This is a genomic window from Sinorhizobium sp. BJ1 (assembly GCF_002531555.1).
Taxonomy (GTDB): Bacteria; Pseudomonadota; Alphaproteobacteria; order Rhizobiales; family Rhizobiaceae; genus Sinorhizobium; species Sinorhizobium fredii_B.
In genome coordinates this window covers 1-16161 of the sequence record NZ_NWTH01000030.1, presented here as the reverse complement: position 1 = coordinate 16161, position 16161 = coordinate 1, and the positions used below count along the sequence as shown (strand labels likewise).

Here is a 16161-nt window from a genome sequence, read left to right as displayed (position 1 = left end):
TTCGGCGCGTAGACAAAGGTCACAAGCAATGTTCGACGCCGTATATATAGACGCTGCCTTGAGATATGCAATGGCAAAACCAAATTTAATGGCCCAAGTCGTCTGGGCATTACAGAAATGACAAACAAGCCGCTGTTTCTAAATCAGAAATTATGTTTCCCGGAAATAGCGGAAGTGGCGAATTGCGGCGCGCCGTCTACCTTTGCACTCAGTCGACGACGGGGTGAAGCCGGTTCGCTTCGCCACGCAGAAGCAGTGCCTTTACTTCTAGGGCAACGAAAACCGCATGCTCCGTCACCTGAGGCAGACCCATCAATTCACCGAAGGTGCCACGCGCCAGCGGCCCGGCGATGAAAAGGTTCGGCTCCACACGCCGGTCGGCGCCAACGGCCCGAGCGTGAAGATCGCAAGCGATCCCAAGGCCGGTTTCGCAAACGGTGAGCACCCCTCCCTTCTCGAGGCCAGCCAGGAAAGGCTGGGACTTCAGGATCCCGCCATGGGCCGGGCCGGTGGTCACGACGATCGCGTCCACGATAATGCTGCGTAACGCGTCTAGACCCCGCTGCCTGAGGTCGACCCTGATCTCCCCGCCATCGATCGTAGCCGATGCGACCGAGGCGGAAAGAATTTCGAGCCGGCCATTCTCGATCGCCTGGTCAAGCACATCCTCGACCTGCGGTGCTATCCGAAACCGATGCACGTCCCAATAGACCCGCGCCAAACGGGCGATGCGGCGACGCTCGACGACTGACAGGGCCTGCCAGATCTGCTGGCCCTGCGCCCGAACGGCATCGATGACCGGGTGCCAGCTCAACCCCCGTTGCCGGGCGACCCGCAGCGTCCGGCGAATGCGGCGGAGAAGCTCGGAGGCGCGGGTGACCGGCTCGGAGACGAAGTCGCCGAACGGGTCTTGCACGACGGCCGGATGACCGCGGGACCGCAAGCCGCGCCGCGATATGGAGATGACCGGACCGCGGTGGCCTCTTTCGGTGAGAGCGGCGACCACATCTGCCGCCGTTAGACCATTGCCGACGACCAGGACCCGATCTGCCGGCGCGATCCCATCCAGAGCATTGGTCCTGGTCGAATCGGCAACCAGTTTTGGAATAGACGAAATCGGCAGCAATGCCTTCGGCAGCGACGGCGGCGGATGGGAGACCGCAAGAACGACGATGTCGGCGACGAGCACCTCCCCATCCTCCGCAAGGATCGTCCATCGGCCTTGAGATCGCTTGACGCCGAGCACCCGCTTGCGCCGATGCTCGATCAGCCCGCCCGCAAGACAAGGAGCGAGCTCGGCCGCGACATAGTCGCCGAACACCGATCGGCGCGGATAGGCTACGCCCTCGACGCTGCAGGCGACCGGATCGGTGGCGAGCGTGTCAGCCCGGACCAGATAGTCTGCAAAGCTTTCCGGCTCGTCCGGATAGAGACTCATCTTGAAGGCCGGCACATTGATGCGATGCGCAGGCTCCGCCGTGTCATAGGCAAGACCAGCACCGAGCCTGGCGCGCGGTTCGAAGACAACGATACGCGCCCGACGCTCCGCGCCCAGATTGCGTGTGAGATGCAGTGCAACGGCGGCGCCGCTGAAGCCACCTCCGATGATCGCCACGATCGGTAAGGGCCTGAGTTTTCGCATGCCGCACCCTCGCAGTTCTCCGGCGCTCGAAACGCGGTCGGACGGGTGGAACGCTAGCGTGCCACCGGCGGCCAAAGGCGCAATGCCAGCCTCGCATGCGATGCGGCCGAAGGAAAGATGTCGCACGCGTCTCTGCAGCGATCGCCGATCGCGCCTACGATCGGACCTCGCCCCGCAAGATCGAGGCGATCGCTCCGGCGACGGCTTGCGCCTGCACCCGGATATCCGGCACCGCCGTGATCTCCCAGAACTGGCCGGCCGTCAATGCGCCAACGGCATACAGGCCGGGCTGCGGCTCCTCGTTTCGGCCAAGGACGCGCGAGGCCGCGTCGACGGAAAGACCGAGACCGAGCGCGTCTGGCGTGATCAGCCCCTGCCGCTGCATGTGCTGCAGCAGCGGCGAATGGGCGACGCCGGCGCGCTCCATGCCGGTGCAGTTGACGATCCAATCCGCATTGAAGGAAAGGTGCCGGCCGCTTTGCCTCTCCCTGTAGCTGACCGACGCCCCGCGCGCGTCCTCCTCGATCGCCTCGAGAAAGCCGGCGTGAACTATGACGATGCCGTCTTTCCGCAAGGCATCGAAACGCGCGGCGACTTCCGGGGCGATGCGGTGGCGATGGGCGTTCCACCAGGCAAGGCCATGGCGCAGAAACCGGGCGCGTTCGTCTCTCGTCAACGACTGCCAGAGCCCTTGCGTGATCGGCCGCAGGCCATCCATCAGGCCACGCCAGTCTGCGCCGCTGCGAACCTGCCGGCGAAAGCCGGAAAGCAGGGCGCTGATGCTGCGCGATGGCGCAAGCTCAGTTTGGAGAGGCGGCGAGCGCTCGCCGGCCGGCGCATGCGCACGCGGCAAGAGGCCCCGGCGTGACAGCACGCGAATGGGACCGCGATGGCCGTGAACCCTGAGTGCAAGCACCTGGTCGATCATCGTCAAACCTGAGCCGAGAATACAGATCCGGTCGCCACGGCCGACTTTCGAAAGCCAACTCAGCCGCCAGGGGTTGCGCACGATCCGCTTTTCCGCGCCAGCTTCGATTTTGCCGCGTTCGAGCGGCAGGTCGGCATTGCCGACCCCGAGACAAAGCACGACGTTACGCGCCCTCAGCTCAGCGCCATTGTTGAGATGAAAGACCATCCCCGCGTCATTGCATTGGACGCAATTCGTCACCTTTGCCTTTATGAAATCGAAGCGGGCGCGTCGATCGTCATCGCGCAGCAGCGCGGCGAGCCGGTCGCGCAGATAGAGACCGTAATCTCCGCGCGATGCAAAACCGTCGGCTGTCGCCTGCCGCCCGTGCCGTTCAAGCCATTGGACGAAATCGTCCGGCTCCTCCGGCAAAACGCTCATGCGACCGGCGGGCACATTCAGACGGTGGACATAGAACTCCGTCCGATAGGCGGTTCCACGCCCGAAGCCGGGATCGTCGCCGACCACTGTTATCGAAGCGGAGGACGGCAACAGGCGAAGAAGGTGGATCGTTACGGCGATCGCCGAAAATCCCGAACCGACGACAGCGACATCGTAGAGCAAGAGCGCCTCCTGATGGTTGTCACCATTTTTCCAGGCGCGCGAACGCCTTTGTGCGCGCCATAATACAATGACCGTGCAGCAGAGTATATCTACAGAAAATATCAAATTGAAGCCGCACGGAGTCGAAAACTGTCCTACACGTTAGGCCAGCATCTTCCGATGCGAACCGATCAGCGTTAACGCGCCAGCCACCCGCCGTCGACGGCGAGCACCTGCCCGGTCACATAGCCGCTCGCAGGCGAAGCAAAGAACAGAACGGCAGTGCTGAGATCGCTCGGCTCGCCCCATCGGCCGCAGGGAATGCGCTCGAGGATCGCCCGGAAACGCTCCGGATCGTTGCGCAGCGCTTCGGTGTTGTCGGTCGCCATATACCCTGGCGCGATCGCATTGACGGTAATTCCCTTGGCAGCCAGTTCGTTGGCCATGAGCTTGGTCAGCCCGGCTACGCCATGTTTGGAGGCCGTGTAGGAGGCGACGCGGATCCCCCCCTGGAAGGAGAGCAGCGAGGCGATATTGACGATCCGCCCTTGGACGCCCCGGTCGAGCATATGCCGGACGACCGCTTGAGAGAGCACGAAGGTGCTCTTCAAATTGATGTTGAGGACGTCGTCCCAATCCTCTTCCGTGAAGTCGGTGAAGTCGGAGCGGCGGATCTGCCCGGCATTGTTGATCAGGATGTCGACCGTCGCGCCGACTTCAACGAGGCGGGCAAACATCTCCGGGATGTCGCGCGGATTGGTGAGATCGTAGATGACCTCTTCAAATCGCCGCCCGAGCGCCTCGACCGCGCGGCGCGTCTCGGGCATTGCCTGCGACCCCAGCCCGATGATATCGGCGCCGGCGGAAGCAAGCGCCAGGGCCAGCCCCTGCCCCAGGCCGGTGCGCGCGCCGGTAACCAGGGCACGCTTGCCGGAAAGGGCGAAAAGGCCGGCGCCCGCGGTCATCGGATATCTCCCATCGGCACGAAATCCATGTCCTTGAAGGACTTGTTGTCGCCCGCCATGCTCCAGATGAACGCATAGGACGAGGTGCCGGCGCCGCAATGGACCGACCAGGGCGGCGAGATGACCGCCTGTTCGTTCCTGACGATCAGATGGCCCGTCGCTTCCGGCCGGCCCATCAGGTGAACCACGAAAGCGTCCTGCGGCACTTCGAAATAGAGATAGGCCTCCATCCGCCGATCATGCGTATGCGCCGGCATGGTGTTCCAGACGCTGCCCGGTTCGAGGCGCGTCATGCCCATCAGCAATTGGCAGCTCGGCATGACATCCGGGTGGATATATTGGTAAAGCGTCCGCTTGTTGGAGGTCTGCCCGTCGCCGAGATTGAGCTCGATCGCTTCCGTCTTGCGGATATGCCGGGCCGGAAAGGCGGCGTGCGCAGGCGCGCTGTTGATGTAGAACTTGGCAGGCGCCGAAGCATCGGCGCTTTCGAAGTAGACATCCCTGGTCCCCATGCCGAGGTAGAGCGCGTCCTGGAAGCCGACTTCGAAAACCGCGTCTTCCGCTCGGACGATCCCCGGACCGCCGATGTTGATCAGCCCCAGTTCGCGTCGTTCCAGAAGGAATTCGCCACCGACGACGCAGGCCATGTCCTCGCCGAGGCTGATCGCCTCCCGGTCCGGCATAACGCCGATAAGGAGAAGGCGATCGTAATGGGTATAGACCGCGTTCGCGCTTCCAGGCGTAAACAGTTCCTCGATCAGGAAGTTCTGCCGCAACGCGCTCCCGCTCATTGATTCCGACTGCGAATAATGAACCGCATGGCGAACAGTTATGGACGACTGCATGGCATTCCTCTTCTTCTTGCCTTGATCGCGGCGACGACGCGCCCGCCGATCGGGCGCGTCGTCCAGAGCCTGGGAGGGCTTAGTCAGAATGGCGTTTTACTGCGATGCCCGGACCTCGTTGATCTTGCGCACGTCATCCTCCAGGACCTTGTAGGTTTCCTCGAGCGACAATTCGCCGACGATCAGCTGGCTCATGCGCTGCACGATCTGCTGATACATCGCCGATCCGCCCTTCTGGCGCTCGAAGTCGCGCGCGGCCTGCGGCACGTTCTTCCTGTTGTCGAGGAAGACCGCCATGGCGGACTTGGCGTTCTCGCTCGAAAGCTTGTACTGCGGGTCCTTGATCTCGGCGCCGGTCAGGATGACGTAGTTTTCGGCGATCTCCCGCTGGATCTTCTCGGAGCCGAGAAACTCGATGAACTCGGCCACCGCCTCGGGATGCTTGGTCCGCTTGAAGCCGACGATCGCCGTGGCACCGGGCATGGCGTAGCATCCAGCCTCGCCGCAGGGCGCATTGATCGCCGTCCAATCGAAGGCATCGCCGATCTTCGTCTGGAACGGATTGACCATCCAGTTGCCAGCCAGATAGGTCACGACGTTGCCGTTGACGAACTCGTCACCCATGTTCTTGTACTGCGATCCGCCGGCCGCGCCCCACATCTCCTTGGGGAAACTGCCGTCCTGGGTCCAGGCATAGACGTCGGCGATATATTTCTTGGCCGCCTCGTCCGGGAAGCTGAACTTGCCGTCCTTCACGTAGGTCGAACCGTAGGAGAAGGCCGCGCCCGAGAAGCGGTGGCCCGAGCGGTCCATCGTGAACGGTATCTGCACGCCCGTCGCCTTTGCGACCCGCCCCGAGGCTTCGACGATCTCCTTCAGCGTCGCCTTCGGCCCTGGCAGGGGCTCGCCGGCCTGCTCGAACAGCGTCTTGTTGACAAAGGGCAGATTGAGCGTCTGCGACGCCACATAACCATTGATCGAATTCGGCTCGTTGATCGCCGGCAGGCGCAGCTGCTCGAGGCTTGCGCGGTGGAGCGTGGCGTAAGCTTCCGGATCCTTCATGTAGGGACGCATGTCCAGGTAATAGGGCGCAAGCTGCCAATCGGTGATCTTGGCGAGATCAGGGCCCTCGCCGACCGCAAGCTGCACCGGCAGCTGCTTGGCGACGGCGTCATAGCCGGACGACACGAAATTCACCTTCACGTCCGGATGGGTGCTCTCGAATTCCTTGCTGAGCTCGGCCATGCGCTGGACATAGCCCTGGTCGTCATCCGTGAACAGGAATGTGATCGTCTTGGTTTCGCCCTGAGCCGAGGCCACGCCGACGAAACCGGCGATTACTAGTGCACTGACGCCCGAAAAGAGCTTCGACATACTCATCCTCCATATGAAAATATTTTCATTAAATCGGACCGGAACTCCTCTCCCAGTTCGATTTTGATCTTTTTGCGACTTGACAGCGCAAACGTCAAGCTGTTTGTTTCGCGGAAAGCTTTACGCGCCGTTTTGGCAATAATGAAAACATTTTCATTCGATCGACGGGAGGCGATCTATTTTGGGCAATTCTCCGATCGAGACAGTGTCTCTTGATCCGACCTATGACGTTGCAAAGGGCGAGACGATCACCGCCTGGATCGTGTCCGACCTGATCAGCTCCGGCTTCCCCGGCATCGCGACGCCGGCGGAGGATCGCGTCAACTACCGCTTCATCAACGGCTTCGTCGATGTCGGCGACCTGCCCTGCCGCAAGGCCTTCTGGGCCGAGATGGTCGGCCGCGCGATCGAACCGGAATGCGACTGGCCGGCGGCGCGTCTGAACCTGCCGGGGTCGAACCGCCGTGTCGAGTTCACCGGCTTCTGGTATGTGCCGACCCATATTCGCCGGTGGCTGAAAGGCACCTTCCGATCCGAAGCCCCGCGCCGGCTTCACCTCAGGCTCCGGACCTGCGGCGGCGTGCGCATCTGGGTGAACGGCGTGGAGCAGGTGCGCTTCGAGCCTTTCCGCCGCAATGTCGAAAGCACGTCCGACGTGACGCTCGAGCTTCAACCCGGCGACAACGAGATCCTGCTGCACACGGAGGATCTCGCCGAAAGGGACACGATCTGGTTCTTCGAGCTCGAGCTCCTGGACGAGGCGCCGCTGACGGTCGCCCTGCCAGTCCCCCTCGACAGCGATGAGGTCGGCCGCCTTGCATCACTCGTGCGCGACGTCCGCCCGAGCCGCGACGTCTTCGTCGGGTCGGCGCTCGAACTGGTCTTCGACGCCTCGCCCGGACGCGATCTTCCGCTTGTCGTAGAAGTCTATAGCCATGGCCACGACCGGGCCGTTCTGGCGCGGGCCGCGGCGACCCTCGGCGCAGCCGAGACGCGGCTTGCCGTCCCGGAAACGCTCGGCATTCCCGATGGCTATCACGGCGTGCGGCTGACGATCGGATCCGGCGCCGGCACCGTCACCCGGGTCATCGATGCGGCCTTCCTCGGCCGGCTTTCGCCGGGCATGACCGCCGCCAGCATCGCGGCGCGAAAGCGAGCGGCCCTCGATTTCAGTGCACGTTGCGGCGCAGAGCGCATCGGCCGGGTCCTCGCGATGGTCGCCGCCGGCAGCGACGACAGGGCAACGATCGATCGGATCATCTCGGCGACGCTGATGTCGATCGACCGCCGCGAGGATTGCTCCGACTTCGTCCTGGTGCCGCTGCTCTGGCTCGTCCGCGCCTATGGCGAGCGTCTTGGTCCGGAGACGGTCGGGAAGATCCGGGCAGCGGTCCTCGGCTACCGCTACTGGGTGGACGAGCCCGGCAACGACGTCATGTGGTTCTGGAGCGAGAACCATGTGCTGTGCTTCCATGCAAGCCAGTTGCTCGCCGGCGATTTCCTGCCGGACGCCGTCTTCGAGACTTCGGGGCGGACCGGACGCGAGCAGGCGGCGCTCGCCAAGGCACGGCTTCGTCGATGGTTCGACAGCGTCGAAGCGCATGGCTTGGCGGAATGGAACTCGGCCGCCTATTACCCGATCGACTTTATCGGCCTTCTGGCACTCGAGCATTGGGCCGAGCCGGAGCTTGCGGGCCGTGCCCGGCACCAGCTCAATCTGATCTTCGAAATGATCGCGCTGCATACGCTCGCCGGCGTGCCGGCGGGCTCGCAGGGGCGTGCCTACGACAAGGAATTGCGCGCCGGACCGCTAACCGAGCTCGCGCCCTTCGCCGAGGTCGCCTACGGTGAAGGTTGGCTGAACGGCGGCGTCGCCTCGCTGCCGATGTTCTGCTGCTCGAACTACATCCCGCCGGCCCATCTTGCTCGGCTGGCGCGGCTGGAGGCCGGCCGTGCCATCGAGGCGCGATACGCCCAGGGGCTGGATGCCGGCAAGCTCGTTCTCTTCAAGAACGAGGCGGCACAGCTTTCCACCGTCGTCGACCACAAGACCGGCCAGAAGGGGCACCAGCAGCACGTCATGGACATCCGCCTCGCCGGCCATCCGATGGCGCGGCTCTGGGTCAACCATCCGGGTGAGGACGACCCCTGGGGTACCCAGCGGCCCTCCTATTGGGCAGGCAGCGGCATCCTTCCGCGTGTCGCCCAGCACCGCGATTTGGCGCTGATGATCTTCGACACGCAGGACCACCGCAACGGCTGGACGCACGCTTATCTCGGACGCGACGGTCTCGACGGCATTCTGATCGAAGGCAATTGGCTGATCGTTCGCTCGGGCGCCGGCTTCGCCGCCCTTCACGCCACCAACGGCATCGCGATGGTCACGAAGGGTGCCACGGCCGGACGGGAGCTCCGCTCCGAGGGACGTCTCTGCGGCTGGATCGGCACTGTCGGCTGCGGCAGCGACAACGATTTCGCGCGTTTCCGCGAGAGGATCCGCTCGACCGTTGTAGTCTTCGACCGCGATCGACGCGCGCTCTCGGTCACCCCTCCGGATCGGCCGGCGTTGCGGCTCGCCTATGACGGGACCTTCTCAATTGGCGAAGAGCCGCTGGCCTTCGACCACAAGCAACCGAGGCCCGAAGTCACGTTCGACAGCGCCCGTTTCGCCGACCGGGTAGACCGCCTCTTTTATTCATGAGTGGACCATGCAGATGAACCAGATCAGCATCGAGCGATCGACGCTCAAGACCCAAATCGACAAGGTCGCGGCCGCCTTCAGCCGTTTGAAGGGCATCAAGGAAGGCCTCGTCGGCGCGGATCATGCCGGCGGCATCCAGTTCGACGAATGGGACTGGGAGGTCGGCGTCGGTCTCTATGGTTTCTTGCGCCGTGCGATCGCCACCGGTGACCGCAAGGCCATCGACGATCTCGTCGCCTGGTATGCCTGGCAGATCGAACGCGGCCTGCCGCCGCGCCAGATCAACAGCTCCGCGCCGATGTTGCCGCTTGTGATCCTGACCGAGCATGTCGACCGCCCGGACTTTCGCGCGCTCGTCGAGGACTGGGCCGACTGGCTCGTCAACAGCCTGCCCAAGACTGAGGACGGCGGCTTCCAGCACGTGGTCAAGGAGCGGATGAACGATGGCGAGCTCTGGGACGACACGCTGTTCATGGCCTGCCTGTTCCTCGCCCGCGCCGGCGTCATCTGCGATCGCCGCGACTGGATCGACGAGGCGGTCTACCAGTTCATGATCCACACACGCTATCTCTCCGACCCCGCCACCGGCCTCTGGTATCACGGCTGGACGTTCAGCGGCCGCCACAACTTCGCCAAGGCCTTCTGGGCGCGGGGCAATGCCTGGATCACCGTGGCGATTCCCGAACTCTTCGAGCTCGTGCCCTCGCTCAACCCGAGCGACAGGCGTTTCCTCTCCAATGTGCTCGCCAGTCAGGTCCGGGCGCTGAAGCGTCACCAGCGCGACGACGGCCTGTTCCACACGCTCGTAAACGATCCCACCTCGCCCGTCGAGACGTCCGCCACCGCGGGCATCGCCTACGGCATCCTGCGCGGCATCCAAGCCGGCATCCTGAGCAAGAACGATCGTGTTCATGCCGAAAGGGCGCTGATGGCGGTGCTCGGCCAGATCGATGCGGAAGGCGTCGTGCAGGGCGTCTCGGACGGAACGCCGATGGGCCACGACCTCGACTTTTACCGGCGCATCCCCAACCTGCCGACCCCCTATGGCCAGGCGTTGACCATGCTGCTGCTGATCGACGTCCTCCTCGAGGGGGATGCGAAGCCGTGACGACGCCGCACGAAATCGGCATAGAGGCGACCGGCCGCGACGCGACCGCCGAGATCCAGGCAGCGATCGATCAGGCTTCAGCGCGCGGCGGCGGCCGTGTGTCGCTTCTGGCCGGCGAGCATGCGGTGGGCGGGCTCGTCCTCAAAAGCGGCGTCGAACTGCATCTCGCCGACGACGCCGTGCTTCGCCCCATCCCGGACTACGAAGCTTACCGGCATACGACCGTCAGCGTCATCGCCGAAAAGTCCAACAGGGGGATGATCGTCGCCCGAAACGCCGAAAACCTGCGGATCACCGGCCCCGGCAAGGTTGAGGCGGGCGGCGAGCATTTCATCAGGGGCGACGACCCGGACGTCGGCACCTTCATCCCGGCGGAGTTCCGGCCGCGGGTGATCGTCTTCGAAGGCTGCCGAAACGTCGAGCTTGACGGACTTGAGGTGACCGGTTCGCCGATGTGGACGCTGCATCTTGCCGATTGCGAGGACGTCGTCATCCGCAACGTCACGATCGCGAACGACCGGCGTCTGCCGAACACGGATGGCATGGTCCTCGACGCCTGCCGTCGCGTGGTGATTGAGGATTGCGCCATCTCCACTGCCGACGACGGCATCTGCCTGAAGACGAGCGCCGGGCCGGACGGCAAGGCGATCGGGGTCTGCGAGGATCTGACGGTGCGCCGTTGCACGGTCTCGAGTCTCAGCTGCGCACTGAAACTGGGGACGGAATCCCACGGCGATTTCCGCAACGTCCTCTTCGAGGATTGCCAGGTCAGAGAGTCCAATCGAGGGCTCGGAGTGTTCTCGCGCGACGGCGGCCAAATGAAAAACATCCGTTTCTCGCGGATCGCCGTCGATTGCCACGAGACCCTCGACGGTTTCTGGGGCTCCGGCGAGGCGCTGACCGTAACGGTTGTCGACCGGCGTCCGGAGCGCCGGGCGGGTGCCGTCGAGAACCTGCTCGTGGAAGAGATCAGCGGCCGCATGGAAGGCGCGATCAACCTCGTCTCCACCTCCGAAGCCGGCATCCACAATGTCGCGCTTCGCGGCATCACGATCACTCAGGAGCCCGGGCCACTCGGCACCGGCCTTCGCTACGATCTGCGGCCGACCTTCGCGGACATCGCCCCAATCACCGAGGCGGCGGGGCGTGCCAATGCCTGGACGCGCGGCGCCGACGGCCGGATCGTCGGCCTTCTGGACTATCCGGGCGGTATGCCCGCGATCTACCTGAAAGGCGTCGAGGGGCTGATTGCGCAGGATGTGGCGGTCAAGCGTCCGGCGCCTCGGCCGTCAGGCTGGAATGCAACGGATATCGTCGAAGAGACAAACTAACTGAGCGGGACGGGAGAAGTGCAGCGCGGTTTTCCGCCCGCAACCCGCTCCAACTTCTTAGACTCGATTACGTCCATGATTTTCGGTCGGACCGACCCAAACCATGGTGACCTACCGGGAGCAAGCGATGGGCGATCTCAAGCTTACGAATCTCAACAAGTCGTTCGGCGCGGTTGACGTCCTGCACGACGTAAACCTGCAGATCGACAATGGCGAATTCGTCGTCTTCGTCGGTCCCTCGGGCTGCGGCAAGTCGACCCTGTTGCGCATCATCGCCGGTCTCGAGGACGTCACCTCCGGATCGATCGCCATCGCCGGACGGGATGTCAGCGCATTTTCGCCGGCCGAGCGAAAGATCGCCATGGTTTTCCAATCCTACGCCCTCTACCCGCATATGAGCGTGCGCAAGAATCTCGCCTTCGGCCTCGAGAACCTCAAGTTCAAACGGGCAGAGATCGACGCGCGGATCGCGGAAGCCGCCCGCATGCTGGCAATCGAGCCCTATCTCGACCGCAGGCCGAAGCAGCTTTCCGGCGGGCAGCGCCAGCGCGTGGCGATCGGCCGGGCGATCGTGCGCGACCCGGACATCTTCCTCTTCGACGAGCCGCTCTCCAATCTCGACGCGGCGCTTCGCGTCCAGACCCGCGCCGAGATCACCAAGCTGCATCGCGAGATGCAGACGACGATGATCTATGTCACCCACGACCAGGTCGAGGCGATGACCATGGCCGACACGATCGTCGTGCTCAGGGCCGGCCGCATCGAGCAGGTGGGAACGCCGCTCGAGCTCTTCGATCATCCGCGCAATCTCTTCGTCGCGGGCTTCCTCGGCTCGCCGCGCATGAACATCCTCAAGGGCGAGATCGTGATCGACGATCGCAGCGTGTTGGTCGATGTCGGCTACGGCACGCTGCTCAGGAGCGACGTCGATCCCGCCACCGTCAGCGCGGGACAGGAGGTCCTTGCCGGCGTCCGGCCCGCGCATTTCGCCCTTTCCGACGGCGAAGGCCTGCCGTTCGAGGTCCAGTATCACGAGAGCCTCGGGACGGAGACCTACATCTATGGCAACCTTCAAGGGCAGGCGGAGCAGATCATCGTCCATCGGGCCGGCCATTTCGCGCGCTCGCCCGGTGCCGTTCTGAGGATCATGCCGCTCGAAGGCCGCCTGCATGTCTTCGATCCGGCTAGCGAGCTCGCGTTCGCCCGCACCGGGCGCGGGGGGGCCTGACCATGGCTGGGGCGACAGGACTCGCGGACCGCGCACTCGACCTCGTCATGGCGCTCTTCGAAGCGCCGATCAACGCCGTCGAGCGGCTGATCGGCAAGGGACGGATGCCCTATGTCTTCCTCGCGCCGAACCTTGTGCTCTTCGGCATCTTCACCTTCCTGCCGATCGCCATCGCCATCGGCTACGCATTCACCGGCGGTACCGAGCTCCTGATCTCGGACCGACCCTTCGTCGGCCTCGACAATTTCCGCAAGCTCTTGACCTGCGACAGCTACCTCGTGCCAGGAAGCTGCGAGGAATCGCTATTCTGGACGGCGATCTGGAACACGCTCTGGTTCGTCGGCTTCAATGTCGCCGCCACCCTTCTCGTCGCCCTCGTCACGGCTTTGATCCTCAATCGGGCGATCGCCGCGCGCGGCTTCTTCCGGGCGATGTTCTTCTATCCGGTTCTGCTGTCGCCCGTGGTCATCGGCCTGATCTGGAAATGGTTCCTGGACCGCAACGGGCTGCTCAATGTCTTTCTGCAGATGCTCGGCGTGCCGCCGGAAATCTTTCTCCTCGACGTCGGCTGGTCGCGCTTCTTCGTGGTCGTCGTGTCGGTCTGGTTCCACATGGGCTTCTACACGCTGATCCTGCTCGCCGGCCTGCAGGCGATCCCCAAGGACCTCTACGAGGCGGCGGCGATCGACGCGGCCACGCCGTCGCGCACGCTGTTCCGGATAACCCTGCCCTTGCTCGGCCCGAACCTGCTCGTCGTGCTGATCCTCTTGATGATCCGCTCGGTGCAGATCTTCGACGAGGCTTGGGTGCTGACCAATGGCGGCGGCCCCGGCACCGCGAATACTTTCCTCGTCCAATACATCTACCAGATGGCCTTTGCCGGCGACCTCAGGCTGTTCGGCCTCGCCTCGGCCGCCTCGGTCCTCATGGGGCTGGTGCTTCTGGTGCTCACCCTGGTGCAGCTGCGCCTGGGCAAGAAGGTGGAGTCCTGATCATGTCCGGCAATGTCAGCGCCATCGGCTTTTTCACCCGCACCCGGCGCGCCGGCCGGATCGACATCACCGACATCCTCTCCTGGCTGTGGCTGATCGGCGGAACGCTCGCCGTGCTCGTGCCGGTCCTCTGGGCCGGCATGTCCTCGCTCAAACCGGAGGCGGAGATAACCCGCTTTCCGCCGACGCTGCTGCCGCGCGCCGCCGTGCAGGTGGAGGTTCAGGGCTTCGACAAACCCTTGAGCCTCTGGAACGTCGCGGTCGATGGCGAGACCCGGGAAATGGCCATGGTCCGCCGCATCGGGCTCAAGGCACAGATGGTCGATCCGCAAAATCCCGGCAAGCCGGTCAGCGTCGACACCAGGACAATTTCACCGGTCCAGCGTCTGACGGTCGCGACAGAGAACTACACGGATCCTCTGACCCGCTTCAGCTTCCTGACCTTTCTCAAGAACTCGGTCTTCGTCACCTTCGTCGCCACGCTCCTGACGCTGATCGTCAACGCGCTGGCGGCCTTCGCCCTGTCGAAATACCGCTTCCGCGGCGACAAGACCATTTTCGTGCTGATCATCTCGACGCTGATGATCCCGCTGACGGTCGTGATGGTGCCGGCCTATCTCGTCATCGTCGGCGTTGGCCTTGTCGACAATCTCTGGGGGGTGATCATCCCGACGGTCGCCTCGCCGACCGGCGTGTTCCTGCTCAGGCAATACATGCTCACCATTCCGGACGAACTGATCGAAGCGGCGCGGGTCGATGCGGCAAGCGAGTTCCGCATCTTCTGGCGCATCGTTCTGCCGCTGACCGCCCCGGCGCTCGCGGTTCTGGCGATCTTCTCAGTGCTTTGGAGGTGGAACGACTTCCTCTGGCCGTTGATCGTCTTGAGCAGCCGTGAGAACTTCACCCTCCAGGTTGGGCTCAATGCCTTCCAGGGCGAGTTCTCGGTCCAGTGGCACTATATTCTCGCCATGACCTTCCTGAGCCTTGTCCCGGTAACATTGGTGTTCCTGCTCCTGCAGCGCTACATCACGACCGGCATCGCCGGCACGGGCATGAAGTAAGGATTACGCCCTGAGCCTCGGGGGCGCCGCGATGCTGCCCCTCAGGATCAGCCGGCAACCGAGCTCGAGCCGATGGGCCGGGCGCAACGGATCGTTGGCGATCAGACGTTGCTCGAGCAGCGAGAGCGCCGCCGCACCCAGGCGGTCGGCCGGCATCTGGATGGTGCTGAGCGGCGGCGCGCTGAACTCTCCCGGCACGATGTCGTCGAAACCGAGCACCGAAACATCCTCCGGCACGCGGATGCCGGCTTCGGTGAGCGCCTCGAGGCAACCAAGCGCCAGATTGTCGGCGGCACAGACGATCGCCGTGGCGCCCCTCAGCTTGTCGTCCGCCTTCAAGAGGGCGCGGATCACCTGCTCGCCATGCCGTGGCTCGTAGCTTTCCGCGACCACGACCATATTCTCCGGCGCCGGTAGGCCGGCAGCCAGATGGGCATCGACGTAGCCGTCGTAGCGCCGCCGGATCGTCGTGCGCCCCTGCCATGTCAGGTGCAGAATGCGGCGGTGACCGAGCGAGAGCAAATGCTCGGTGCCGAGCCTCGCCCCGAAACGGTTTTCCACCGTTACGGTATCGACCAGCATCGAGGGGTCTTCACCGTTGAGGATGACCATCGGCTTGACGAGCGTCGAAAGCGCCCGGATGAGTTCCGGTCTGTCGTCGTTCAAGACGAGGATGCCGTCGACATTCTCGTCCTCCGCTGCCGCGCGAACCTCGGATGGATCGAGGCGCGTGCTGGCGCTGACGAAAGGGACGATGCGGATCCCTCGCCTCTCGCATTCGCGCCGCACCCCATTGAGGATCGTCCAGCTCACCATGTTGAGGTCGCTCTGCGGCGCCGCGTCGCTCGTCAGGGCGAGCAGAACGATGCGCACGGTCGCGATCGTCGCCTTTTTCCGCCGGCTTTCGAGATAACCGAGCCGGCGTGCGGATTCGAGGACCCGCTCGCGCACCTCGACAGTCAGCGGCGCGGTGCCATTCAGGGCATGCGACGCCGTACTGAGCGAGACCCCCGCCTCACGCGCCACGTCCTTGAGATTGGTTTTTCGCTCCACGATCCGACCCGTCCACCGTCCTGCCCTGCTGCATGCACTTGCCTTGGATCTTTTAGGCCGGTGCCCCCACGGTTCCTTCCGAAACCGCACCTTGGAGATTGTGGAGGCGAGCGTAGAGACCGTCCGGCCGCCGTGCAAGTTCCTCATGCGACCCCTCCTCGATCACCGTGCCGTCCTTCATGACGACGATCTTGTCGGCGTTGACGACGGTCGACAGTCGGTGGGCGATGACGATCACGGTGCGGCCGCTCATTGCCTGTTCGAGCGCCTTCTGGACGGCGGCTTCCGATTCGGTGTCGAGCGCCGAGGTCGCCTCGTCGAGAAGCAGGATCGGCGCGTTGCGGACCAGCG

General features: G+C 64.0%; 12 protein-coding genes and 1 pseudogene. 6 read left to right on the top strand and 7 right to left on the bottom strand.

Features of this window, described 5'->3' with window-relative positions; translation table 11 throughout:
* Window positions 1-208: 208 nt before the first annotated feature.
* From CO676_RS27385 to CO676_RS27365, 5 genes are all read right to left on the bottom strand, one after another.
* On the bottom strand, window positions 209-1642 hold the full coding sequence (locus CO676_RS27385) for an FAD/NAD(P)-binding protein (protein ID WP_097523397.1): 1434 nt from the start codon (window positions 1640-1642) through the stop codon (window positions 209-211).
* A gap of 154 nt (window positions 1643-1796) precedes the next feature.
* On the bottom strand, window positions 1797-3173 hold the full coding sequence (locus tag CO676_RS27380; protein WP_097523396.1) for an FAD/NAD(P)-binding protein: 1377 nt from the start codon (window positions 3171-3173) through the stop codon (window positions 1797-1799).
* 176 nt (window positions 3174-3349) lie between these two features.
* A complete protein-coding gene (kduD, locus tag CO676_RS27375; protein ID WP_097523395.1) occupies window positions 3350-4117 on the bottom strand; it encodes a 2-dehydro-3-deoxy-D-gluconate 5-dehydrogenase KduD in 768 nt (255 codons plus the stop codon).
* Complete coding sequence (gene kduI, locus CO676_RS27370) at window positions 4114-4962, bottom strand: 5-dehydro-4-deoxy-D-glucuronate isomerase (protein ID WP_097523394.1); 849 nt, start codon at window positions 4960-4962, stop codon at window positions 4114-4116. The genes kduD and kduI overlap by 4 nt, the downstream gene beginning before the upstream one ends.
* A 96-nt stretch (window positions 4963-5058) precedes the next feature.
* On the bottom strand, window positions 5059-6336 hold the full coding sequence (locus CO676_RS27365; protein ID WP_097523393.1) for an ABC transporter substrate-binding protein: 1278 nt from the start codon (window positions 6334-6336) through the stop codon (window positions 5059-5061).
* A gap of 181 nt (window positions 6337-6517) precedes the next feature.
* On the opposite strand from CO676_RS27365, the gene CO676_RS27360 reads away from it, so the two are divergent.
* The 6 genes from CO676_RS27360 (at window position 6518) to CO676_RS27335 (ending at window position 14757) form a co-directional block, all read left to right on the top strand.
* The gene (locus tag CO676_RS27360) at window positions 6518-9037 is read left to right on the top strand and encodes a hypothetical protein (RefSeq protein ID WP_179875667.1); all 2520 of its coding nucleotides are present in this window, start codon (window positions 6518-6520) and stop codon (window positions 9035-9037) included.
* A 13-nt stretch (window positions 9038-9050) separates the two neighbouring features.
* Entirely contained in the window at window positions 9051-10145 is a 1095-nt protein-coding gene (locus CO676_RS27355; RefSeq protein ID WP_179875666.1) for a glycoside hydrolase family 88 protein, read from the top strand.
* On the top strand, window positions 10142-11476 hold the full coding sequence (locus CO676_RS27350) for a glycoside hydrolase family 28 protein (RefSeq protein WP_097523390.1): 1335 nt from the start codon (window positions 10142-10144) through the stop codon (window positions 11474-11476). Before CO676_RS27355 ends, CO676_RS27350 begins: the two co-directional genes overlap by 4 nt.
* Before the next feature lie 127 nt (window positions 11477-11603).
* Entirely contained in the window at window positions 11604-12704 is a 1101-nt protein-coding gene (gene ugpC / locus CO676_RS27345; RefSeq protein ID WP_179875665.1) for a sn-glycerol-3-phosphate ABC transporter ATP-binding protein UgpC, read from the top strand.
* A 2-nt stretch (window positions 12705-12706) separates the two neighbouring features.
* On the top strand, window positions 12707-13696 hold the full coding sequence (locus tag CO676_RS27340; protein WP_097523388.1) for a sugar ABC transporter permease: 990 nt from the start codon (window positions 12707-12709) through the stop codon (window positions 13694-13696).
* Between the two features lie 2 nt (window positions 13697-13698).
* Complete coding sequence (locus CO676_RS27335) at window positions 13699-14757, top strand: carbohydrate ABC transporter permease (RefSeq protein WP_097523387.1); 1059 nt, start codon at window positions 13699-13701, stop codon at window positions 14755-14757.
* A gap of 3 nt (window positions 14758-14760) precedes the next feature.
* Here CO676_RS27335 and CO676_RS27330 read toward each other — a convergent pair whose 3' ends face one another.
* Together CO676_RS27330 and CO676_RS27325 are read right to left on the bottom strand one after the other, a co-directional pair.
* Window positions 14761-15810: a LacI family DNA-binding transcriptional regulator gene (locus CO676_RS27330; protein ID WP_097523386.1), complete on the bottom strand. Its 1050-nt coding sequence runs from the start codon at window positions 15808-15810 to the stop codon at window positions 14761-14763.
* Window positions 15811-15862: 52 nt separating this feature from the next.
* A pseudogene (locus tag CO676_RS27325) lies at window positions 15863-16161 on the bottom strand (ABC transporter ATP-binding protein); the annotation flags it as partial.